Genomic DNA, 24,853 nt, shown 5'->3' with positions numbered 1-24,853 from the left:
TTATTCTTTTCTACTTCTTCAAATCAAATCCCAATAACATTCCATCATATTGCTCTGCAAGTTTGTTAATAGTCTGCAATGTCGTATTCCCTGATATTGCAGAAACAGTTGAAAGGAACTTCAAAAGTTTATCTGCATTAAATAATAAGGTAAGTTCGTCACCCGAAAGAACCACATGTGCAGTAAGTGTAGTAACCGAAAGCTTATTTTTTTTACCTAGCGAATAATGAAATGAAACTGTTTTTCCATCTTCATTAAAAGAATATTTTCCATTAAGTGTACCCTTTCTCAGTGCATTAATAAATGTTGAATCAGAATTAAAAGTATAATTAAAAACACCTTCAACTATACCAATCTTTGCACAATATTCCTTCATTTTCTTCTCAACTTCATTAGTAGCAAAACTACCTGCAACATTCTTCAAAGCATTATCACCTGTCAATTGAACCGCAGGATTCTCGTAAATCCATTTTCCTTGCAAATTCTCAATTGTTAATTTCTTGCCTCCGGTAACAGCAGTAACGGCTCCCTTAACAGCTGAAGAATTTAATATATCTTTGATTGACTGACCATACATTGTACATGGCACAAACATAACAAACATTGCAATAATTAATAATCCAACTTTTCTCATCACATTATAAATTTAGCTCATTTAATTAAACCTGCACAAAGATATAAATTATTATCACTACATTTATTTTACATTTTTCGAAAGCAAATAAGCCAGGATTACCGCAGCAACCCTCCCTAACTAATAAAACAAAAACAGGCTGTCTGAAATTTATCCAGACAACCTGTTCTTTATTTTAGTATACAGGAAAGCTATAAGCCTCCTGTCTTGCTCAAATTACAACTTATCGTTTGAACCCAATACGTTAATAATTTTGTGCTTGTACAATTTTTCCATATTGTCACGAGCCGGACCCAAATATTTACGAGGATCAAATTCGGCTGGCTTTTCTGCAAAAGTCTGACGAATTGCAGCAGTCATAGCCAAACGAGAGTCTGAGTCGATATTGATTTTGCAAACCGCAGAAGTTGCAGCTTTACGCAACCATTCTTCTGGAATACCGATTGCAGCCTTCAAGTTACCACCAAATTTGTTGATAGTTTCAACTTCTTCCTGAGGAACAGAAGATGACCCGTGAAGAACGATAGGGAATCCCGGAAGTTTTTCCATAACAGCATCCAATACTTCAAATGCCAATGGAGGAGGAACCATCTTACCTGTAGCAGGATCGATATGGCACTGTTCAGGAGTAAACTTATAAGCACCGTGAGAAGTACCGATAGAGATAGCCAAAGAATCGCAACCTGTGCGAGTAGCAAAATCGATTACTTCTTCAGGGTCTGTATATGTATGGTGGTCTGCAGAAACTTCATCTTCTACACCAGCCAATACGCCAAGTTCTCCCTCTACAGTTACATCAAACTGATGAGCGTAATCTACCACTTTCTTTGTCAAAGCAACGTTTTCTTCGTAAGGAAGATGAGAACCATCAATCATTACAGAAGAGAAACCTGAGTCGATACAGCTTTTGCAAGTTTCAAACGTATCACCATGATCCAAGTGAAGAACAATCTGAGGATTCGGGCAACCCAATTCCTTTGCATATTCTACAGCACCCTGAGCCATGTAACGAAGCAATGTTGCATTTGCATACTGACGTGCACCCTTAGATACCTGCAGGATAACCGGAGATTTTGTTTCTACTGCAGCCTTGATGATAGCCTGCATTTGTTCCATGTTATTGAAGTTAAAAGCAGGAATTGCATATCCGCCTTTAATAGCCTTTGCAAACATTTCTTTTGTGTTTACAAGACCCAGTTCTTTGTAATTTACCATTGTAGTATATGTTATTACGTTAATGATTGAAAATTTCCCACAAAGATAATAACTATCCGAATACTATTATGCTATTAAACATATAAAATAACACAAAATCAAATAGAAGAGAAAAAAAATAAGATTTTCTTTGTTTGTTCAACTCTAATCCATACCTTTGCAAGCCAATTTACCGGTTACCAAACAGATAAGAATATAAATTAAATATAGATAAGAAAGCAATGAAAAAAGGTATTCATCCTGAAAATTATCGTCCTGTAGTATTTAAGGACATGTCTAACGAGGATACATTTATCACTCGTTCTACTATCAACGCAAAAGAAACTATCGTACTTGATGGTGTTGAATATCCGTTGATAAAGATAGAAATTTCAAACACTTCTCACCCGTTCTACACTGGTAAGTCTAAGTTGGTGGATACAGCAGGACGTGTTGATAAGTTCATGAGCCGTTACGGTAACCGCAAAAAATAAAAATTTCGTTTTATAACGATATAGAAAAGGGTTGTCATTTAAAATGGCAACCCTTTTCTTTTATCATTCACCAATTAAATTCTTCACCATAGTACCCGGCACTTTTTGCAGAACATAAACTTATCTTTTACAGAACAGGCAAATACCATTATCAATATAAAAAACCTTGCCTTTTCAGCTATATTTGTATATTTGTGCTTTTAAAGCTATATTAATTGAAAATAATACCATGACAAAAACGAAAGAACAATTACTAAACGTCCTTGGTCAGTTTCAACTGGCAGAAAAGGTAGTTTCCGCCGAACCTTTCGGAAACGGACACATTAACGATACGCTAAAAGTAACAAACGAAAAAGGAGAAATCAAATACGTATTGCAACGTATAAACCACCTGATTTTCACAAACGTGGATATGTTGCAAAATAACATACACACAGTTACTTCACATATCCGCAAAAAACTGGAAGCCAAAGGAGAAAACGATATAGACCGTAAGGTGTTGACTTTCTTGCCAACCAAAGAAGGAAAATTATACTATTTTGATGGAGATAGCTACTGGCGTGTATGCCTGTTCATTCCCGGCAGTAAAAGTTACGAAGAAGTTACCCCCGAACTGTCCTATGAAGCAGGAAAAGCATTCGGTGATTTCCAATCCATGCTTGCCGATATTCCCGAAGGAACATTAGGAGAAACCATTCCCAACTTTCACAACATGGAGTTTCGCCTCCAACAGTTTCACGATGCAATCAAGGCTAATGCAGCAAACCGTCTGGACGAAGTGAAAGATATTGTAGATGAAGTAGAGAAACGTGCCGAAGCCATGTGCATACAGGAACGGCTTTATCGCGAAGGTAAATTGAAGAAACGTACAAACCATTGCGATACAAAAGTAAACAATATGATGTTTGATGCTGCAACAGACAAAGTTCTTTGCGTAATAGACCTGGATACTGTAATGCCTGGATTTGTTCTATCTGATATAGGCGATTTTATCCGTACGGGAGCTAATACCGGAGCCGAAGACGATGAAAATCCGGATAACGTAGAAGTAAATCTGGAAATCTTCAAGGCTTATACCCGTGGATATATGGAAACAGCCCGATCATTCCTAACTCCGCAGGAAATCAAATTATTGCCTTATGGCGGACGTTTGCTCACCTATATGCAGACTGTTCGCTTCCTGACAGACTATATAAACGGCGATACCTATTATAAAATACACAGCCCAAAACACAATCTGATCCGCACCAAAGCACAATTCAAGCTACTGCAGAGTCTGGAAGCTCACGCTACGGAAATGGATGGATTCATGAACCAGTGGTTATAAAGAATGCTATAAGGAGATGTATCAAAAGTCTGTTTTATGTAATAGCATACATAAACAAATAACTTCCCCTTCAAATTTTTATTACTATGAAAAAAAAGTTTCATTAGTATAAAACTTTTTTTTCATAGTAATAAAACTAAATAAAGCTAACTAATATCCGAAGCCTTTATACTCGTCCTATACTCCAAAGGTGAAACACCTTTATGCTTTTTAAAGAACTTACCAAAAGAAGGCTACCAAATGTTCCTCTTTATAATACGTATTTAATAACTGTATAAACAGAAACACCAACATATCTGCAAGAAAAAATACGCCGTATCCAAGTTTGAGCCTGCAAAAGATTGGCATTTGCCCTCTTTATCTCTCACTCCGCAAGGAACATTGAGTAATTTTGACGGAAGCAAGACTGCTAAAAGCTATCAATTAGCCGCCTCTGCCAGTTGGGAGATCGACATTTTCGGTAAATTGACCAATGCAAAGCGTGATGCCAAAGCAGCATTAGCACAAGCCTTCTATGCCACCAACGAAGCACGTGCTTACTTCTATCCCAACATCACGTTAAGCGGTGTAGCCGGTTGGACAAACAGCGGAAGAGGAAGTTTTAAATAAAAATGGAAAAAATATCATTTTATAGAACTAAGCCAATATTATCAAATAAGTATTATTACTTCATCCTCAAAACCATATATTTTACCATTCCAAACTGTTTATTTGAAAATAATTAATTTAGTTTAGTTTATTCTCCTATTTTTATTAACTTGCCGCTTTGTTTAAATATATAAAGTAAAAAAACCATGTACAAGATTAAAGCATATCTAGAATACTTAATAATAAAAAGAAGTTTAATAGGATTTTTTTTATTCGCAACTATTAGCCTGACAATAAATGCGCAGACTATAGCAGAACAAACAAAACTCAAACAAAGGATAGAATTCAGGCAAATGTGTGAAAAAGCCATATCAGATGCAGAAACAGATAATCCTAATAGTTTATCTAAAGCTTTGTGGATAACTTCTGCATTTAATTTTAAGGGTATTAATGTAGATTCCCTTTTGGATAAATTAATTGCAAATTATGATAATCTATCCATGGAAAACAAATATGCTTTACTTGCTGTTCTAGCCGAATATCCATACTCTGAAAAAAGATTTATTTTAAATAAAGCAATAAAGGAAAATCAACCCAAACTTTCTTTATTAGCATATTCAATCTTACACCAAAAATGTGATAATGTTGACACTAACAATACTGTTTATGATGATAAAACCTGGTCTTTAATAAAAGAACAGATTAATGAATCCGCCTACCAAATGGAACTTTCCAATAACCAACTTCAAGAGTGTATTTCTTATATAAAACAAAATTATCCTATACAATATCATTTAATCGTATTAACCAGAGCAGACCGGAATATCCCTGCCAAAGTCTATATATTAGCTCCTGGAGATTCTACGTTAAAAGGAAAAGAATGTCTATCATATTTAGCACGTTCTGCATATAATATATTACCTTATTTCACAAACGGGAACACACCTTGCGGAGTTTTCAAAATAATAAAAAAATCTGTCAGTTCAAATAATTTTATAGGCCCTACAACAACTTTAGTAACAGAATTACCTTATGAATCTTCTGTAAAAGAATGGAATAACACAGCAAACAATTGGTCTGAAAAGGTCTATGAAAACATGTGGCCTGCCAGTATTTGCAAAATACCTATATTATGGCAAGCTTATCTCTCAGGAAAAGTTGGGCGCAGTGAGATTATTGTACACGGTTCTACCATTGATCCATATTTCTTCAGAGAAGAACCATATTTTCCGCTTACACCATCTTTAGGATGTTTGTCTGCTTTGGAATTATGGGATATGAATACGGGAGGTTATTTAGAAAGCCATCAAAAAAGACTCGTAGACAAACTTCCTGATTGCACAGAAAAGTTAGGATTTATGTATGTCTTACAAATTGACGAAAATGCATACAGGAAAAATTAGTAATTTAAATATTCCCTATTAATAGAAGCCTCTATCCAAGTGGATAATTAAGGTTGGTAAGCTAATACAAACTTTGACATGCCTTGAAAAACATAACCGGATTTGCATTGTTATCCAGTTTCAATTTCTTATGCAATCATAAGCAAGCATTTCCATGAGTATTTTCTAACGAAAAAATTATTTTAAATCCGGTCAAAGAACAATCCGATAATATCCACAGGGCTAAATCCGACCTCGAACTATTTCCTTTGGTATTAGACCTGCATAAACTTATCAGAGAGAATACTCCTATCGTACAGCAACTAAAAATAAAACAATACGACAGGAATTATTTAGCCGTGCCGATCTTATTTCTGCCATCCGTTTACCAAATAATCTCTTTAAAGATAATGCAGGGACAGAGATTGGGAGTGATCTTATTATTCTACAAAAAAACAATCTATCATTAAGGCCTACAACTTAATTTTTTTATTTCTTTATTTCAAATAAGCTATTATAATGTTTAGAATCACCAAAAACACCTCCACCCGATAAGAAAAATTCTTCATCCAAATTAAAGATTCCTTGATTCATTTTTGTCCATTTTTTTTCGAATGAAGGACTGTATGTTTGCATCAAATTCCAATTCTTATAATTTTGATTTCCATTTGTTTCTACCAATCCCATCTCAGAATTCAACTCCGGAAACGGAGACAATCGAGCTGCAAAATTCTTATTCCATTCAACCAATAGAGGCGAAACTGTTAGATCAGCACAAATACAAGGAATGTTGTTTTCGTATGCAGCACTAGCGATTTTAATACTCATACTTACGGTTTTTGCAATCGCTTTCAATGCAATCGCCCTATATCCCATTCCGATACGAATAAGAGCATCTTCTTCGGTATGAGCACTTTCATCAGCTGCAATTCTAAGTTCTATATCATGAACATCTATTTCATTATTCTCTGGAAAAGGCTCTTCAATTACTGCCACTTGCTCATAAGCACCTATTTTACGCAAATGATTAATGAATCGTAATAAGGTATCTTTCGACTCGTACCTTCCGTTAGCATCGAAATAATACAGAACTTTTCCATTTTTGGTATATGGAGTAGAAGTTTTCCCAATTGTTTTATGGATCAGACTTATCCGTTCACAATCTTTTCTTAACATCTCATCTTGTGTTCCGGGTTGCCCAATCTTAATTTTCAAGAAGAAATGGCCATCAGAAACAATCTTCAGGATTTCTCCAGGAGATACATTGTATGATATCAACGGAGTAATTGCTATTTGTTTGTGTTTGAATGAAAAAGCTTTTTTGTATTTACCCGGAATCATATCATCAAAAAGAGTTACACCATTTTCAGCAGCATACAACAACCAAACTGCATTATCAACACAAACCAAAGAATTCAATACAAAGGTTTTTTTTAAATTAGGATTCCCGGTTATACTCTTCCCGTAATCATAAAGCTCATCATAAATAGAATCTAACAAATCAATGGGAGATCGAAACATTTTGCCTTTTATGAGACTCAGAGCTCTTTCTGTTATAGCCAACATTAAAGAATTGCCTTCACTTTCTGAATGCTTTACAAAAACAGACGAATCACTCCACAAAATACTCTGTGTACCCGTTCCAATTTTTCGTATGCCAGACTCACTTGTCAAACAACAAACGGATTGCCACAACTCATTTATAAAACCTCCTTTAAATCCTAAAGGACGAATCAAAGGTTCCCTTTCTACTTTTAAATTGGCATTTGAAATCTTAATTTTCCTATTGATTGCCTGATTTGTACTACAACTACTAAACATCCCATTGGAACCTATCATTCCTGCAGCTATAGCACTCAACTCCTTCATAAAAAACCGTCTATTCATAATTCTGCAAATTAAACTCTACTGTCTTGATTTCCCAATCCCAGACAGTAGAGTATCTAATTAATTAGTTATAAAGTCCATGGTTCTCTATATTCGTAATGCAACAAATCATTGGCTTTATCACAATTTGTTATTCGCTCAGCTACTGGATCCCAAATAATTCTTTGTTTAACTTCCAATGCTATATTTGCTAATAAAGCAAAAGATGAAGAACGATAACTCTGTTCAATAGAAGAAACCGGAGTTTTTCTCGATCTAACACAATCTATAAAATCAGTAACATGCTTCAATGCCAAATCTTCTCTTGGAGCATCATACTCTTCAGCTTCAAAAGGTTTTTCCCAGTTTTGGAACTGTCCGGGACGAGCAGGGTACAATCTATAACCTGCATCTCCTAAATAGAGACAGCCTTTTGTTCCGATGATTTCAATATTACCAAATTTTAATCCAGGAGCAGTTGCTGTTTCGCAAACTCTGAAATTAAATATTTTCCCTGAAGCAAATTCATAGGTAATTTCCATATTTTCAGGAATATCTCTATCATCTTTGATAATATGATTCGTTCCTAGTGCTGTAATAGCTACCGGAGCATTTTCTCCTACGAGCCAATGAACAACATCAATATAGTGTGAACCATTATTCGCTATCTGAGAAGAATAATCTTTCCACCATCTGAACATATACGGAGCAATATTGTATTGATATTCTCTATAAGGTTTCGGGCCTAACCACATATCCCAATTAAAATCTTTAGGAGGCTGTTCCGGCTTCATTCTGCCAATACCATTCGGAGTCATATTGCTAAAGTAATGAGATGAAATCATTGATACTTCTCCTATTTTACCGCTTTTAATAATCTCCGGAATTTTATTATATAAAGCCGAACAACGTCTAACGTATCCAACACTAGCAACTCGATTGTTTCTTTTTACTGCTTCAACAATCTTTCTGCCTTCATAAACAGTCATTGAAACCGGTTTTTCCAAATAAATATCCTTACCGGCGTCCACTGAATTTATCGCTTGCAAAGCATGCCAATGGTCTGGTGTTGCAATACACACAGCATCTACATCTTTATCATCCAACAATTTACGATAATCCTCATATCTTGCAACATTCGAATCCAACTGTTCATTCATTTTAGGAACCGGACGTCCTTTAGGTAAGAAGAACCGAGTATTCACTTTTTCATATTGACGATACAAATAAGGCTTATACAAATCGCACAAAGCAGTTACTTTAACATCCGGCACTTTCAAAAATGCCTCCAATAACTGGCTACCACGATTACCTACACCAATAAATCCCATTCTTACACGATCATTCGCTCCCAAAATACTTTTTTTAGCATCAATCGTAGGGAATCCCATACCAACAGTCAAACCGGCAGCAGCTAAAGATGTTTTCTTTATAAAATCTCTACGTGTTGTACTCATAATCTTAACTTTAAATTGCAATACCTAATTTTACTTGCTAAAATTTACTTTAAATCCCTTCTTAACAGCCGTATGAGCCGCTTTTTTTGCAGCCAAGGCCTCCTCTTCTGATAGTTCAGAAGGTTTGTATTTAATTTTCAAAGCCGATTCTTTAAACAAAGTCTCATACCATACGCATGCTGCAGCATATCTTCCCAATACGTTAAGATGGAAACCGTCTCTGTTTACCGATTCTCCATTTGTTTCTCTTAGCAATTGGATTGCATTTCCTGAAAAAAATATTTTTTTAATTTTTTCTTGTTTAGTTACTCGAGAAACATTCACATTTATGGAATCAAGCATCTCTCGTTGGTCGTTATGATAATACTTAAAACCTTTGTGTTCAGAATAAACTGGATAAGCCCATGTTTGGTGGAAATAGATTTGAAAATTCCAGTTCAACTCATTTTTAAGAAAAGAAATAATTTCTTTTATATATGGGTAATAAGAATTGCACATTCCTTGCAAGTGGCTCACTTGTTGAATTGAAACACAATTCCATTTTTCATCATCAATAAAATCGTTCAGGTTGACCATTCTTGTAGTCGTTCGTTCTCCTAAAACACTTTTTATATAAGAATACTCCTTTACCGACTCTTTAATGTTATTTGCATGGCGTTCTAATGAACACCCACCTTTTACGATGTTTCCATATATTAAGCATTTATTCTGAGATTTAGCTATCGTATCCAAATACTCCATTGCATCGATACTGAAACTATTTCCTATTGCCAATACTCTTAATGTATCTGTAGAATTCTTAGCAAAGGCACAGATTGTCACAAAAGATAATCCAAGCACTATATTAAATAATCTTTTCATATTCATTTAATTAAAAATTCTATTTATCTGATTCAACGGGAACTAATAATATAGCATCAGCAAAAATAGGTCCTGTAGATGCATCACCTAAAATTTTAATTATTGAATTACCAAATCCTTTTTCGAACGAGTATTTACCGAGACTCACCCAAGAAGTTTTACTCAATTTAGGATCTATCTCTGCCATCTTTTTGCCATCTTTACATTGTATCTCAAAAACCATCTTACCAGGCATACTATCATCTGAAATATTGGTACAATAGAAATAAACTTCGTAAACACTTGCTTCTTTTACAACCGGTTTAAACGACAAATGAGAACTACCGCCGGTATTAGGAGACCAAAGGAAACTATTCTTATAATGAGCACCTATTTGTTTACTCCAACCACCTGATCTACTTATCTTATCGATATCGGCATCATCTACAAGAATTTCTGCAATAGAGCCATCCAGATAAGGATTGTCTTTTAAAATGTTTCGAAGTTTGGTTACATCTATTTCCTGCACTCTACATTTTTGATCTATTGCCAAAGTTGCAGCCACACCGGCAGATTGTCCCAACACCATAAACACCGGTTCCATACGAATAGAACCATAAGCTATATGTGAAGAAGATACACAAACGGGAACCAATAAATTGGAACACTCTTCGCGCTTTGGAGTAATACTTTTATAGGAAATAAAATAAGGTTGAAAACCATGATATTCCACATCTCCTTCATTTTTCACCATACCATTAACAACAACACGTTGACAATTGTGTGAATCCATTCCATAAGCTGCCATACCGATTGCGTCTCCAACAGATTCTTCTCCCATACAGTTCTTTTGGGTCATAATATATTCACCATTCATTCGTCTTGCTTCACGAATATATAACTGTGTTGGAAAATTGCCATTATCAACAAACTCGTCTTTTGCCCAACCATATTTCAAAACTTCATTTCTCAATTCAATAGGAACACGTTCATCATGAGTTAGAAAATACATCAATCCTTTTGTATAATCTACATGCTCTTGCCAGATACGTTCTCTTGTTTCATAATTCCCATCAGGATAATCATAATTCATACCTATCATATCTGTTGAAAGAGGCCCTTTATTATTCACATCATATTTGCCTTCGTTTACACCCACATCTTTTATAAGCAAATAATTTGCGATGTTAGAATCCATCTTCTTCATAGCTCTGGCCAACAGCTCATATTTATCAGGATCATAATTATCTGGTTTTACAAAAGGACGTGAATTGTTTTTATCATCTGAAAGACACAAACGAAAATTATAAGCTTGTATCAATTGGTCTCCTTTGCCTATCTCATTCAATTTTTGATTTTGAATACCCCAACATAAACCACTTTTAGGATCTCCTTCAACACGATAAGGGTCAACTCCATCAGGGAATTGATGCCAAATTGACATTTGAGAACCATTCAATGTTTCATCGTATTTACCATTGTCTTCACGACCAATGAAATAAGAAACTCCCGATTTTGCCATTAAATCTCCTTCATAAGAACAATCGATATATTGTTTTGCCTCGATTTGAAGTAACTCTCCTTCGTCCGGATACCGGGAATCTTCCAGTGCAATAGATTTGATAACCGTATTTACCACATTGGCCTCTACTATGCGTCTGTAATAAATCACATCGATATTTGCATCCTTCACATATTGATCCATTAGTTTGAAAGCTGCGCTTGGGGCAAATCTCCATTGTTCAAATTTCCCATAATAACGACCAAGATCACGATAAAATTTACGTGCAAGGCCTGTTATTGCAAATTTGTTTCCAATATCAGTAGCTCCCAGGCCACCTGTAGTCATTCCTCCGAGATATTTTCCCGGTTCAATAATTACAACCGATTTCCCCATTTTTTTTGCCGAGTATGCAGCAATCACACCTGAAGCAGTTCCTCCGTATACACAAACATCATATTTTTTAATATCTCCATTTGTTTCGTGACTATTACAGGATATAAAAAGACATACCAGTAACAAACACGAACTAATCATTTTTTGTATCATAATATTTAGCTTCATTTAATTAGTACCCATTATTTTGCTTTATGGCAGTATTCGTTTCCATTTCTGTCAAAGGAATCGGCCATAAGTAATCTCTATTCGGATTAAATGTACGGTTATCGACTAACCGCATTTTATATTCAGAAGATTCGCCTGGTTTAGCAATTATGCTATCATCATAATAAGCATTCCCATATGAATCTATTCTGGGAGGCTGTTCCGGATATCCTTTACTCATCCTTCCCAATAAAGGTTGATTCATAACATCTTCTGCTATTCCCCACCTTCTGATATCAAATAACCGGAATCCTTCCGATGCTAATTCGTATTTACGTTCACGACATACGGCATAAAATAATTCTACTGGATCTGTTGTTGTAATACCTGGCATTTTAACCGATTCCCGACCTCTCACTTTATTTATAGCATCTAATACCGACTGATCGATCTCTCCTGCCTTTATTTTCGCTTCAGCATATATTAACAGAACTTCAGCATAACGAATCACAATAGCATTTGTTTCACATAAATTAGAAGTTAGTCGGTCTTCTACATTCGCGTATTTTCTCCAGCAGATTCCCGTATAAGTGGAATATGGATTACTGCTGTTATTCGCGTCTTTATTTGCTATACGTGTAGGGGTTTCTGTCAGATAATTCCATATTAGTATACTATCTGCATGTGTTTCAAATTGATATCCTAGAAATTCTGAGCCGGGAACAGCAATTGTATAATATAAACGGGGATCTCTGTTTTCCCAGGGTTTTTGAGGATCATATAATGGAGATTTATCAATGGGCAATCCGTCTATACATTCATATGAATCGGCCATCTGATAGGCAGGTTTCTTATTTGTAAAGCCACCGGCAGTTCGTGAACCTATTAATCGATACATCGTATGTACTTTATCCGGATTCATATATTGAATGGAAAATATAATTTCTTTGGAACTTTGGCCATCTTTCCTAAAAAGAAGAGAATAATCGTCTTCCAAACCATATAAATCGCCTTCCATTGCCATCACCCCTGATGCTGCGGAGATCGCCTCCTGCCATCTTTCATTATATAAGGCAATCCGCGCTTTTAAAGCTAATGCGGCACCTTTTGAAGCTTTACCGGAAAGGGGTTTATGTTCTTCCGGCAATATATCTGCCGCTTCTGTCAACTCCTGTAATAAAAAATCGACAGTAGTCGATTTGGGGGTATTCGCTACTTGAGATGTTTCTAAAGATACTACATCTAAAATAAGAGGGACATCCCCAAACAATTCTATTAAGTTGGAGTAATAATAAGCCCTTAAAAATTTGGCTTCTGCTTCAATTTTATCATATACGGCCGGAGATACGTTTTCTTTGCCTCTATTCATATTGTTGATCAAAAAATTACAACGTGCGATACCTTCGTAAAACTCTGTCCAATATAATGCAGCTATTTTATTAGAAGGAGTGCCTGCCCCTTGTCCCATTTTTAACAAATCATTGGCATCTCGTTCATATCCTATGTCTGATGCACAATCATATGCAAACATAAAAGGCATATTATTCCACTGAGTCCAAAGAATATTATAACAGCCAGTAAGAGCCATTTGCATTTCATTTTCATTCCTCAAAAAAGATTCATCCGAGGGAGCGTCCAGTGGTTCTTTATCTAAAAAGTCCACACAAGACAATGTGCTTAAAATAAGCAACAAACTAAAAATATATATATTTATTTTTTTCATCATTATCATATTATTAATGAATAACTAAAATCTCACTTGTACACCAAACGATACTACTTTACACATAGGATAGAAATTGCCTATACCGACAGGAGCTTCCGGGTCATATCCTTCCCAAAAATCAGTAAAAGTCAATAAATTTTCGCCACTTAAATAAAACCTGACATTATCCAAATAGATCTTTTTAGCAATATCTTTCGGTATTGTATATCCTATTTGAATATTTTTCAATCGTACGTAAGCTGCACTTTTTTTCCAGAATGAAGAATGCTCGGTATTATTCACAGTATTAAAATACAACCTTGGAAAGGAAGCATTTCTGTTTGTTTCTGTCCAATAATCTTTATGGATTTCCATGGCAGTACCTCCCACATAAAATGGCATAATACCCTGTCCGTATAAATACCCATCTCTTTTTCCGACACCTTGTAAAAGCATACTGAAATCTATACCCTTATAATCTGCAGCAAGAGACAATCCAAATGTAAAACGAGGAATCTGATTTCCTATAACAACTTTATCATCATCATTAATAATACCATCATTGGCATCCGGAATGCCATCGTTATTGGTATCCACCGTTAGTTGATCTTTATATTTGATATCTCCTGGAGCGAATCCGGTAAATTGTGTTGCATATTTATAGCTTCCATCACTATTATAATCTTCCGGTTGGATATACCCGATAGCCTCATAGCCATAAATTGCATTTATAGGAGCACCTTCTCTTATGATAGTCAGTCCAGGTGGTGTATTACCTCTTGTTACTTTATTACGAACATCCGATAAATTAAAAGCAATCCTATAATTGAAATCACTGATTTTATCCGCATAAGAGATATCTATATCCCATCCTTTATTTTCAACTTCTGCCATATTTTGTACCGGCTTGGATACCCCTGCCGATAGAGGTATATCTACTTCAAAAAGAATATCTTTTGTTTTTCTATAATACCAATCGGCTGTCACATTTAATTTATTCCATAAAGTAACATCCAATCCTACTCCTGTCATTGTTGTGGTTTCCCAAGTCAACTCTTTATTTGCCATTTGCGTTATTCCGGCTCCGGAAGTAGAAACTCCATCAAATACATAAGGAAGTCCTAAGGAAACATATTGGAAATAAGGATAATATCCTGTAGCATCCTGATTACCTAACTTTCCCCATGATGCTCTTAGTTTCAAATTATTCAAGACACCCTTCATCTTTTCCATAAAAGACTCTTCAGAAATACGCCATCCTACCGAAAAAGAAGGAAAAGCTCCCCATCTTTTATTGGATGCAAAACGAGAAGTCCCATCATATCTTAAATTAGCTTCAAATAAATATTTCCCTGCATAATCATAACCTAAACGGCCAAAATAAGAGCGTAAAGAAAGTTCGCCCCCTGTTCCGGTATTTAGTTGCCCGTCCGTACCACCTGCATTCAATACAGGATATTCAGGATAGATATAATTTTTACGTGTTGCCGTTACATTCGTATATTCTATTTGTCTTTGTTCATAACCAAATAATATTGTAAAACCATGGTTCCCAAAACTTCTGGAAGCCGTACCTGTCAATGTTACCTGATTAGTCAGCCCCTTCTGTATATATTCAATCAATGATGACTGAGTAGGATTTGTGTAAGCAACTGAGCCATCCGGATTATATGAAGTGACAGCTTTATTAAATGTAGATCTAAAATTTTGATAATAATTAGCATTATAATTTCCTTGAACTACAATCCAGTCTAACGGTTTATAGGTCAATCCTAGATTTATTATAGCAGAAGGATCTTCTTTCTTCTCAAGCCCTCCATCTTTGGCAAATGCAACCGGGTTATCTCCATTCCATCCTTGTCCCCATTGTCCATTGGATAATACGGATTGCTGGGTTGCCGGTACACGTATAGCCCATCTAAAAGCTTCCGTTCCGGTGCGGGAAGGTTGATATCGCTTATTCATACCCAAAAAGATATCCAATTGAGCTGAAAGATTCCGGTTAATTTCATAATCTGTATTTAAACGCATCGTATACCGTTTGAGTTTGAGATTTTCAATAAGTCCGTTTTGTTCTAAATATCCAATACCGCCAATAGCCTTCACTTTTTTTGTTCCACCAGATAATATGATTTGATGATTTTGCATAAATCCGTCATTCGACATTAACTCATCCAGCCAGTCCGTATCCGGATAATTATCAGGATCAGTAAGCCTTTTCGAAGCATATTCATTAATATACTCTTCCGTGAAATTAGTCGTTATCCCAGCATTGGTGTTAGCCACATTTAATAGCCTCATATGGTCTAAAGCGTTTACCTTTTTAGGTGTTTTAGTGGCAGATTGCCATCCTACCCATCCATTATACGACACAGACAAACTTTCCTGACTCGCCCTTTTAGTTTTAACCAAAATAACGCCATTAGCCGCCCGGCTACCATAGATGGCCGATGCTGCGGCATCTTTTAAAACAGATATCGATTCTATCCAACTGGGATCTAAACTATTGATCGGCATTTCTACTCCGTCTACCAATAATAAAGGATCCTGATTATTCAAGGTCGTAATACCCCTTATACGCATAGTTCCTCCATCGTCTCCCGGTTGTCCGCTGGTTTGCTGTATAGTCAATCCGGGGACTGCACCTTGCAATGCCATTGAAGTCTGAGAAACCTGACGTGTTTTTATTTTATCCATATCTACCGATACAACAGAACCGGTCAGATTTACTTTCTTTTGTATACCGTATCCCACAACAACTACTTCATCCAGAGTTTGTAAGTCTTCTTTTAAGTTAATAAGTAAATTTGTTTGGTCATTGTAGGTGATTTCTTGGGTTACATATCCGATATACGAAATTTGAATGATATTTCCCTTCCGGATATTTTCTAACGTAAATTTTCCATCTATATCCGTAATAGCACCATTGGCACCTCCTTTAACGACTACATTCGCTCCGATAATCGGTTCTCCTTTCGAATCAAGGATTGTTCCTGTTATTTTTCTTCCGGTCTGCTGAGAAATAGTCGATATATTGTTTTTAGTCAGAATGATATGACTCCCTTCTACCTTGTAGATAATGTTTGTCCCTTTAAAAATATTATTCAACACGGATGCAACCGTTTCCTTATCCGCATAGATAGAGATATTTTTATTTGTATCAACGTTTTTTTTATCGTACACAAATAAATAATCGGTTTGTGACTCAATCTCATTGAGAACTTCAATGATTGCTGTATTTCGCTTGACCAATGAAATTTTCTCATTTTGAGAACTTACATTTCCTGCCAATAGCGAAAAGACAACCCCGAATAGTAGAAAAGTGGATATCTTCATCTTTCGTTTTAGATGTTTTTTACTTGAAAAAGGTATTAGAAATAAATTATTTATCATACTTTTGTAAATGATTAAAGGTTAATACTGAGATTTAAAAGTCGTAGTTGCAGCAAGTCTCATGTTAGCTTATGTCCGAAGATTGTCCCCACTCTCTTCGGACACTTTTTGTATCACGTTTATGAACTATCCATCATAATTTGAATCTTTAGTATTTACAATTTTATTTAATGAGAATGGTTTTGTCTTTTTCATCTCTGTCGAAAGAAAATTTCACGTCTTTCTGTAACACTCTCAATGCATACTCTATCCCATCGCTTTGTCGGAATTTTCCGGTACAATGATAGTTTAATACTTTGGTATTCTCTATTTTGATATGTACATCATAATATAGCGAGAATTTCTCCATCAATGTCTCAAACGGCACATCATCCAAGTAGATTTGGCCATCTTTCCATCTAAAGCGGTCGGGATTGTCTATTGCCTGTTTGCGTAATAAACCGTCTACTTCGCTCACTTTCCCTTTAGTTTTGAGAATGATATGATTTTTTTCATTCGCTTTAGAGGATATATCTATTGATCCATTGAGCAGGGCTGCTTCGAATGTATTAGCTTCGTGGTCGTAGGCATACACGTTAAAAGTCGTACCCAATACTTTAATGTCATACTTTTTAGTCTTTACAATAAAAGGTTTCCGGGTATCTTTGGCGACCTCGAAGAAGCCTTCTCCGTTCAGTTCGACTTCACGCGATTTGCTACCGAAGGAAGTCGGGTAGGTAAATGAACTGTTGGAATTCAACCATACTTTAGTCCCATCTTCCAAAATAAGTTGCACACGCTGTCCGGCAGGAACCAAGACAGCTTGCAGACCTTCCGTATCTTCTGACGGCATATTGAGTAACGTCCATGAAAGAGTAATTAATAATGCGAGGGATGCTGCGATACCAGCAAACTTCCATAAATTAAAGGAACGTTTTCGGTTGAAGGAAACGGACTGGCTTTCTGTCAATTTATAATTGACTAATATCGCATTCCAGATCATGCGTTCTTTCAAGTACTCATGGTGGTTCTCTGTCGATGCTTCCGCCCAGTCCATGATCTGCTTCTCTTCTTCCAGAGTTGTATTCCCTCTGAAATATGTATGTAATAATTCTTTTTCCACTGTTATCCGATTGGAGGTTTTAGTTCCTCCTCATTATAATAACACGCTTTACAAGAAATACCCTAAACTATAAAGATTTTTTTTATGAAAATCCACCGTCATGTACTACAACGAGCAATCAATTCTATTTTCGATAACGCCGAAAAAACAAATCAGAAGCAATCTAAAAAGATCAGTAGCGGTAAATAATCCTTTAAGCGTAAACGTAATATTTTCTGTGTTTTGGAAATATGATACTCTACGGTTTTGATGTTAATGTCCAACTCTTCGGCAATTTTCCGGTTAGTTTTGTTTTCAAATCTGCTTTTCCTGAAAATGAGGCGGCTTTGCTCCGGCAGTTCGCCCAATGCCTTACGGATGATTTCCCGCATTTCAGTTGTGAACAGTTCTGAAGGATCACATGATTCTAAGGAAGAAATACGAAAATTCAATTCCCTCACACTATGACTAAGCAACAGTTCCTCCGCTTCCGTTTTTACATCCAGATGCCGTAAATGGTTTAATGCCTTGTTTTTTACCGAAGTAAGAATATAAGCTGGAATATTCGTGTCGGATGGAAGTTCATGGCGTTTCTCCCAATAGTGCATCATCGCTTCCACATAAATGTCTTCGCTGACAACCCTGTCACGTATATAGGAATTGGCAAACAAGGTAAAAGGCTCTTTGTACTTCTCAAAGAGTATGGAAAATAATCTCATATCTGTCTGTTGCTCTTCCATAAGTAATGCAAATGTAATAAAAATGGTTCATCCGACAAATATGTAATTCTTATCATAAAAAACTGCGCAGCCTCCTTTCGGAAACTGCGCAATACCTATAGAATAAGAAACTCTTTTTCCCTTCTTCAGATTGTTTATACGATGTTCTATATATTCTTTAATCGTAACATATTTGTTACTTTTAAAATTGCCCTCTAATTTTTCTTTTAATTGGGGACACGTATAAATATTTATATCAGGAATATTCCTTAATTATTCTTGATACTCAGAAAGAACAAATGCTAATCGTTGATTTAAAATCTTGGCATCATTTCTACAAACAACCTTTCCATTATCAAATTGAAATAAGCCATCAATTTCATGCTCAATTCTAATATACCTTACTACTCTTTCATGAGTGATAGCTAAATAAATCGCATAATTTTTCTAACAGTCTGTCTTATTTTCAAGACTACAAAATGAAGTGTTGCCGTAATCTTTAAATTTTTGCAACAAACAAAACGACAAACAATATTGCTTGTACATAAATAATTTGTCAGTTTTTTTAAAGATTAAAAAAAGAAGTGAAGGATAAAAGTATGCAAGCCATTTATTTACAACCTATTATGGTTAGTGATTCCGGAGCGATTCGAACGCTCGACCCACGCCTTAGAAGGGCGTTGCTCTATCCAGCTGAGCTACGGAACCAGCCTTATTTGCGGTGCAAAGGTATTATTATTATTTTAATATGCAAAATCTTCACATAGTTTTTTATTAGAAAGGATAGCCGACTGCGAAATGCCAAGCGAAATTATTTTTAAAATTAGGATTTGTTATTGCCCAACGTTTCGATCCTCTCTCCTGAGGATTATATACTTTCATCCCCGTATCTAAACGAAGCAAAAAGAAATCGAAGTCCAATCGAAGTCCTAACCCATAAGAGACCGCAATTTCTTTATAAAAACGAGAAAAATCAAAATTACCTTCTTTCTGATCTTTATAAGGACGAATCGTCCATATATTTCCCGCATCTACATAAGCTGCCATCTCGAATTTCCAAAACAGCTTAGTTCTATATTCCAAATTCAAGTCCAAACGAATGTCTCCAGCTTGTAATGCAAATGAAGTAGTATCTGTTAGCGCCATACTCCCTGGTCCCAACTCACGAACAGACCATCCACGGACACTATTTGCCCCACCCGAAAAATAACGCCGTTCAAAAGGTAGCATTTTTGCATTTCCATATGGAAAAGCAATTCCTATTCCCACATGGAAGGCCAGTTTATTTCTACTATCCAAAGCAATCCCTTTACTAAAGTCTATATCTCCTTTCACAAATTGGGCATAATTAATACCAAATAGTTTATAACGTCCTTCCGAATCTTTATGTTCTCCGGTTATATGAGAAAGTGCATTCAACAGATTGCCGGCTAACTCAACAGACACGCGCAACGAATGTGTATTACGTTGACGGTTCTGAGGAGTAAAATTACTAAAGGAATAAGTATAGCCAGATCCTACAATAAATTGATCCGAATAATTATACAATGCCGTAGAAGCAGGAAGACTACTCTTAAAGTCTGCATCAATTTTCGGCAAATAAACATAATCTATATCCAACAATTTGAATGTATGACGGGCCTGGGAATTTGATCTGTCTTGCCAGATATAACTCCATCCTCCAGAAAGAATAGCCCGTTCGTACTCAGGACGTGTCTGCCTGTTATAACTTACTTTCAATTCTGTTGAAGCACGCAGTTTACGTCTGAAATTTTCTGAAAGGAAAGGAAAGACAAAACGGGGAAACAAAATAGAAGCTTCACCTCCTAACTCCCAGTAGTTAGCAAGTCCACTGCCTTTCTTTCCCGACAATGATTCATAGGCTCCACGAATTTTAGTAGAAAATGTTTCTGACCCCTTAAACAAATTCCTGTGCAGATAATTCAAACTCGAAGCAAAACCAAAATCTCCGGCAGAATTAGTACCTTCCAAATCCACTCCGAACCCTTGTGATTTTGTAGGAGACGTCAAAATAATACAATTCAATTTCATTGTATCCTGTTCCTCCAATTCGGTAAAACGTATGCTAACATTCTTCAATGCGCGTAATGCTGCAAACGAAGAATAAGTCTGGTCGACATTACGTTCACTGAATAATTGCCCCGGTGCTAAATAAACACTTTTACGTAAAACCGATGGACGGATTGAATGCCCATTCTTCCCGTACAAAACATTAATTTCTCCAACTTTAACAGAGTCTGTCCGGGTAAATATAGATTCATTTTCCGATATCCCTATTGGATTATAATCCGTTACAACTGTTACATCTTTAATATAATATTGTTTATGGGGACTTTCTATCACAGAACCATCCGCCAGAACACGACGATATGGTTTTAACAGCATCTCCAGATCAACTACATTCCGATTAAAAGCACTGTCCGCCACATAGACCAAGTTATCCCGGTTAAAAGCATAATAACCACGACGTCTTAATAATGAAGTGATGCGTTGACGTTCCTTATCCAATTCGTCACGATCAAACAAAGCACTATCTTTTATTAATGACGTGTAACCTTCAGGAGCCGGACGAAATGCAGAAGCCAACTTTGGTCTGCGTGGTGCTTTCATATGAGCAATACTGTCTATTTTGGGGTCATCTAAGCGAGATGTATAATTCCGTATACGATAAGGCTCATTTGATTTAATATGATAAGTGACCTCTGCTTTTTTTCTTCTTGACGTATCAATTGTTGCAGCTACTTCCACATTAATGTATCCTTTGTTGACAAAAAACCGTTCTAACTGGGCAACAGATTGGTATACTAACGTAGTATCCATAATAACAGGAGCCTCTCCGATACGACGCAATTGCTTATTTATCCATTTCTTTTCATTACGGCCAGACCAATCGTATACATAAAGCTGCCATTTCATAAGGCCAAACACCTTAAAATTGGGTTGTTGCCTTAGATAAGCTTTTAAATCAACAGGCTTATAATTCTTATTATCCGACTCTATTCTGACTTTATCCAACAGATACTCACCATCATTCACATATTTCGTGGAGCTGCAAGACACTAGCAACATCACAAAACCAAGGAGAAATAATATATGTTGGGGTTTATTCATCATCCGACCATTTACGCCGCAAATGTACTTGAATTTAAATAATTTCGCGTACTTTTGCTTTGTAAAAAGAGTAAAGATGCTGAGCAAGAATAAAATAAAGTACATACATTCATTAGAATTAAAGAAATTCAGGAATGAATACAACACATTCGTAACCGAAGGCAATAAACTCGTTGCAGACATGATGCCTTTTTTTGAATGTGAGTTACTGTTAGCTAAACCTTCATGGATGGCAACACAAGGAGATTTGCCAGCCGGAGAAATAATAGTTGCTGATGACGAAGATATACGAAAAGCCAGTTTCTTAAAAAGCCCACAGGATGTAATCGCCATATTTAAACGTCCGGTTTGGGATATTGAAGAAACAAATCCTGAAAAACAACTAATTCTCGCTTTAGATAACATACAAGATCCCGGAAATTTAGGCACAATCATTCGATTGGCCGATTGGTTCGGAATTGAACATATCGTATGTAGTACCGATACTGTTGATGTTTTCAGTCCTAAGGCAGTACAAGCAACTATGGGAGCACTTGCTCATGTAAAAATTCATTATACAGATTTAAAAAACTATTTAGCCAAACAACGAACCAAGTCTACATTCATATATGGAACCTTCCTTAATGGGACAAATATGTATTCAAAACAATTGTCCGAAACAGGAATTATTATCATGGGAAATGAAGGAAATGGCATTCGTCCTTCCATAGAAGCATTCATTAATGAAAAGTTATACATACCTAATTATCCGGAAGGCAGAGAAACTACCGAATCATTAAATGTAGCAATCGCTACCGCTGTTGTTTGTGCAGAGTTCCGTCGCCGTCAGGGGAGAACCGTTCAATAGCACTAATCGTACCGGCCTTTCTTTTTCCACTTGTAAAGAAACTTTGATCAAGTCTAAATAAGAGAAAATAAATTCCTTTCGGGAAAAATTAGAATTTCTCCCGAAAGGAATTGAAATTAGATCCGAATATATCTGTTTTTCTTGACTAGAGACCGGAACTAAAATACCATCATAAAATTCTGTTCCGGCAATTTCTTCCGTCAATGGATAAAGCCCCATATAAAGACCTTCATCCGTTAGTTCCAGATAATGCATCTTATAAACCTGATGACAATAAATATAGTGCGAAGCGATTCTACGCATACTATCTATTGGATTTACTTAACCGAATTGTTTTTCATCTCCGGCGCAATCATGACATAATTATATTTCATCAATGAAATGCTGTCCAGATAAACTTTATAATAACAAGAGTCTGTATTATTCATTCGGATATAGCCATAAACACGCTTTATCTTACTGGTAGGCAATGTTTTCAACACAGTTTCCGAATAACCATCATGGAGTATTTTATTATTAACTGTTAATATGGTATCTCCCTGAACGGCACTTAAACGCACTTCCGGATAATTCTTTATGTTTTTGCCTAATCCCCATACATTCATTCCTAAAACAAACGTACTTCCTGAAAAATATCTTTCTTTCGGCTCCAAATCAAAGATAACCCCATTAAAGACAGCCTTCGGTTGCAATGTTAAGAAAGGACGACGTGGCCAGATATTAACAGAATCCTGGTTTGTTACAGGTGCAACATCCGACTGAATATCTCCCAAATCAGCAATCCTTTTATCCAGATTTCTTATTACACGGTCATAAACATCCATGTAAATATCCAGATTTTTCCCGTACCACACCAAAGAACTATCATATGTTGCCTGCGAAATATTATGTTTACGAAAAACGGATTGATATAATGCTTCCTTCTTTGCATCATCCTGATAGGTTGTATAATCAATGCCTATCATTGCTTCTGCCAGTTGCATATCAATCATGACCTTCTCCATCTCCTTTTCAGAAAGAATGCCATCGGGTACTTTACTACAAGCAATTAATAAAGTTGTAGTCAGCAACACAACACTATATCTATACAATAGATTCCGCATTTATTTTTTTTCGTCTTTTGACAAACTGGCAGACAATGTATGTCGGTAAAAAATTAATAACAAAAAGACCCCTACACATATCGCAGAGTCGGCAAGATTGAAAATAGGACGGAAAAATATAAATTCTTCACCGCCCCAAACAGGTACCCATTCCGGAAGAATTGTATTAATCAATGGGAAATAAAACATGTCGACCACCTTGCCGTGCAGCCATGAAGCATAACCTCCTCCTTCTGGCATAAACGAAGCAATCTGGCCAAAACTATGGTCAAATATAACGCCATAAAAAACAGAATCGATAATATTACCTACTGCTCCGGCAAATATCAAAGAGATACAGGCTATGTAACCAAATTTATACTTTTCTTTCACCAGCTTATACAAGTAATAGCCGATAAAACCAACAGCAATAATACGGAAAACCGATAAGAATAATTTGCCTATCACTTCAATTCCAAAAGCCATTCCGGGATTCTCGGTAAAGTACAGATAAAACCAAGGGGTAATCTCTATACTTTCATGCAACTGCATATGTGTCTTAATCCAGATTTTCAGGGCTTGGTCAAGCAGAAGGAGCAGTATTATAATTAACACTGCTCCCCAACCTTTAGAATATTTCATCTACTTAGCACCTCCTTGTTTAGCTTCAATACTTAAAGTTGCATGGGGTACAGCACGAAGTCTTTCTTTAGGAATCAGTTTTCCTGTTTCACGACATATGCCATATGTCTTATTCTCTATACGAATCAAAGCAGCCTGTAAATTCTGTATGAATTTCATTTGGCGTTGTGCCAAACGGCCAGCCTCTTCTTTCGATAACGTCGCGGCTCCCTCTTCCAGCACTTTAAATGTAGGAGATGTATCAGCAACATCATTTCCGTCAGAATTCGTAACACCTGCTCTCAACAATTCGTAATCCCTTTTAGCAACATCCAGTTTGTCTAATATAATAGAACGGAACTCTTCCAGTTCTGCGTCCGAATATCTAGTTTTTTCTGCCATGGTTCAAAATTTTTAGGTTCGACAATAACTCTTTATATATATCAG

Annotated in this window: 18 protein-coding genes, 1 tRNA gene and 1 pseudogene; 5 read left to right on the top strand and 15 right to left on the bottom strand. The window is 36.1% G+C overall.

What is annotated here, in order from left to right; translation table 11 throughout:
• Positions 1-10: 10 nt before the first annotated feature.
• Both C4S38_RS13760 and C4S38_RS13755 read right to left on the bottom strand, forming a co-directional pair.
• Positions 11-634, bottom strand: a complete 624-nt coding sequence (locus tag C4S38_RS13760; RefSeq protein WP_103984165.1) for a DUF4923 family protein — start codon at positions 632-634, stop codon at positions 11-13.
• A gap of 216 nt (positions 635-850) precedes the next feature.
• Entirely contained in the window at positions 851-1,849 is a 999-nt protein-coding gene (locus tag C4S38_RS13755) for a class II fructose-bisphosphate aldolase (protein WP_099465496.1), read from the bottom strand.
• Positions 1,850-2,070: 221 nt separating this feature from the next.
• Here C4S38_RS13755 and C4S38_RS13750 point away from each other — a divergent pair, with 221 nt between their 5' ends.
• The 4 genes and pseudogenes from C4S38_RS13750 to C4S38_RS13735 all read left to right on the top strand — a co-directional run bounded on the left by C4S38_RS13750 (position 2,071) and on the right by C4S38_RS13735 (position 5,640).
• A complete protein-coding gene (locus C4S38_RS13750) occupies positions 2,071-2,322 on the top strand; it encodes a type B 50S ribosomal protein L31 (protein ID WP_099465497.1) in 252 nt (83 codons plus the stop codon).
• A 229-nt stretch (positions 2,323-2,551) separates the two neighbouring features.
• Positions 2,552-3,649 (top strand): phosphotransferase enzyme family protein, encoded by a 1,098-nt coding sequence (locus C4S38_RS13745; RefSeq protein WP_103984164.1) that lies wholly within the window; start codon positions 2,552-2,554, stop codon positions 3,647-3,649.
• Between the two features lie 345 nt (positions 3,650-3,994).
• Positions 3,995-4,159: pseudogene (locus tag C4S38_RS13740) on the top strand (TolC family protein); the annotation flags it as partial.
• Between the two features lie 284 nt (positions 4,160-4,443).
• Complete coding sequence (locus tag C4S38_RS13735; protein WP_146059491.1) at positions 4,444-5,640, top strand: hypothetical protein; 1,197 nt, start codon at positions 4,444-4,446, stop codon at positions 5,638-5,640.
• 468 nt (positions 5,641-6,108) lie between these two features.
• Here C4S38_RS13735 and C4S38_RS13730 read toward each other — a convergent pair whose 3' ends face one another.
• From C4S38_RS13730 to tamL, 10 genes are all read right to left on the bottom strand, one after another.
• Positions 6,109-7,458 carry a mandelate racemase/muconate lactonizing enzyme family protein gene (locus tag C4S38_RS13730; RefSeq protein WP_200817980.1) on the bottom strand — a complete coding sequence of 450 codons (1,350 nt, stop codon included), beginning with the start codon at positions 7,456-7,458 and terminating at the stop codon, positions 6,109-6,111.
• A gap of 116 nt (positions 7,459-7,574) precedes the next feature.
• Positions 7,575-8,942 carry a Gfo/Idh/MocA family oxidoreductase gene (locus C4S38_RS13725; protein ID WP_099465501.1) on the bottom strand — a complete coding sequence of 456 codons (1,368 nt, stop codon included), beginning with the start codon at positions 8,940-8,942 and terminating at the stop codon, positions 7,575-7,577.
• 30 nt (positions 8,943-8,972) lie between these two features.
• Positions 8,973-9,803: a DUF4886 domain-containing protein gene (locus C4S38_RS13720; RefSeq protein WP_160034744.1), complete on the bottom strand. Its 831-nt coding sequence runs from the start codon at positions 9,801-9,803 to the stop codon at positions 8,973-8,975.
• A 19-nt stretch (positions 9,804-9,822) separates the two neighbouring features.
• On the bottom strand, positions 9,823-11,832 hold the full coding sequence (locus tag C4S38_RS13715) for an FAD-dependent oxidoreductase (RefSeq protein ID WP_103984174.1): 2,010 nt from the start codon (positions 11,830-11,832) through the stop codon (positions 9,823-9,825).
• A gap of 19 nt (positions 11,833-11,851) precedes the next feature.
• Positions 11,852-13,549 carry a RagB/SusD family nutrient uptake outer membrane protein gene (locus C4S38_RS13710; protein ID WP_160034741.1) on the bottom strand — a complete coding sequence of 566 codons (1,698 nt, stop codon included), beginning with the start codon at positions 13,547-13,549 and terminating at the stop codon, positions 11,852-11,854.
• Positions 13,550-13,573: 24 nt separating this feature from the next.
• Positions 13,574-16,867, bottom strand: a complete 3,294-nt coding sequence (locus tag C4S38_RS13705) for a TonB-dependent receptor (protein ID WP_160034738.1) — start codon at positions 16,865-16,867, stop codon at positions 13,574-13,576.
• A 220-nt stretch (positions 16,868-17,087) separates the two neighbouring features.
• Positions 17,088-18,026, bottom strand: a complete 939-nt coding sequence (locus C4S38_RS13700; RefSeq protein WP_103984159.1) for a FecR family protein — start codon at positions 18,024-18,026, stop codon at positions 17,088-17,090.
• A gap of 152 nt (positions 18,027-18,178) precedes the next feature.
• Complete coding sequence (locus tag C4S38_RS13695; RefSeq protein WP_234999400.1) at positions 18,179-18,745, bottom strand: RNA polymerase sigma-70 factor; 567 nt, start codon at positions 18,743-18,745, stop codon at positions 18,179-18,181.
• A 613-nt stretch (positions 18,746-19,358) separates the two neighbouring features.
• Positions 19,359-19,432, bottom strand: a tRNA-Arg gene (locus C4S38_RS13690).
• Positions 19,433-19,498: 66 nt separating this feature from the next.
• A complete protein-coding gene (tamL, locus tag C4S38_RS13685; protein ID WP_103984158.1) occupies positions 19,499-21,859 on the bottom strand; it encodes a translocation and assembly module lipoprotein TamL in 2,361 nt (786 codons plus the stop codon).
• A gap of 73 nt (positions 21,860-21,932) precedes the next feature.
• Between tamL and C4S38_RS13680 the strand changes: the two genes are divergently transcribed.
• Complete coding sequence (locus tag C4S38_RS13680; RefSeq protein WP_103984157.1) at positions 21,933-22,703, top strand: RNA methyltransferase; 771 nt, start codon at positions 21,933-21,935, stop codon at positions 22,701-22,703.
• A 317-nt stretch (positions 22,704-23,020) separates the two neighbouring features.
• Here the strand turns inward: C4S38_RS13680 and C4S38_RS13675 are convergent, their stop codons facing one another.
• The 3 genes from C4S38_RS13675 to C4S38_RS13665 are packed head-to-tail and all read right to left on the bottom strand — an operon-like array spanning position 23,021 to position 24,808.
• Complete coding sequence (locus tag C4S38_RS13675) at positions 23,021-23,806, bottom strand: DUF4296 domain-containing protein (protein ID WP_103984156.1); 786 nt, start codon at positions 23,804-23,806, stop codon at positions 23,021-23,023.
• Positions 23,807-24,427 carry a lipoprotein signal peptidase gene (locus C4S38_RS13670; protein WP_099465838.1) on the bottom strand — a complete coding sequence of 207 codons (621 nt, stop codon included), beginning with the start codon at positions 24,425-24,427 and terminating at the stop codon, positions 23,807-23,809.
• Positions 24,428-24,808: a TraR/DksA family transcriptional regulator gene (locus tag C4S38_RS13665; RefSeq protein ID WP_099465837.1), complete on the bottom strand. Its 381-nt coding sequence runs from the start codon at positions 24,806-24,808 to the stop codon at positions 24,428-24,430.
• Between the last annotated feature and the right edge of the window lie 45 nt (positions 24,809-24,853).

Source organism: Parabacteroides chinchillae (assembly GCF_900108035.1).
In the GTDB taxonomy this organism is placed as follows: domain Bacteria; phylum Bacteroidota; class Bacteroidia; order Bacteroidales; family Tannerellaceae; genus Parabacteroides; species Parabacteroides chinchillae.
Note: the sequence above shows the minus strand (reverse complement) of the source record. Positions and strands in the feature narration are given on the sequence as shown.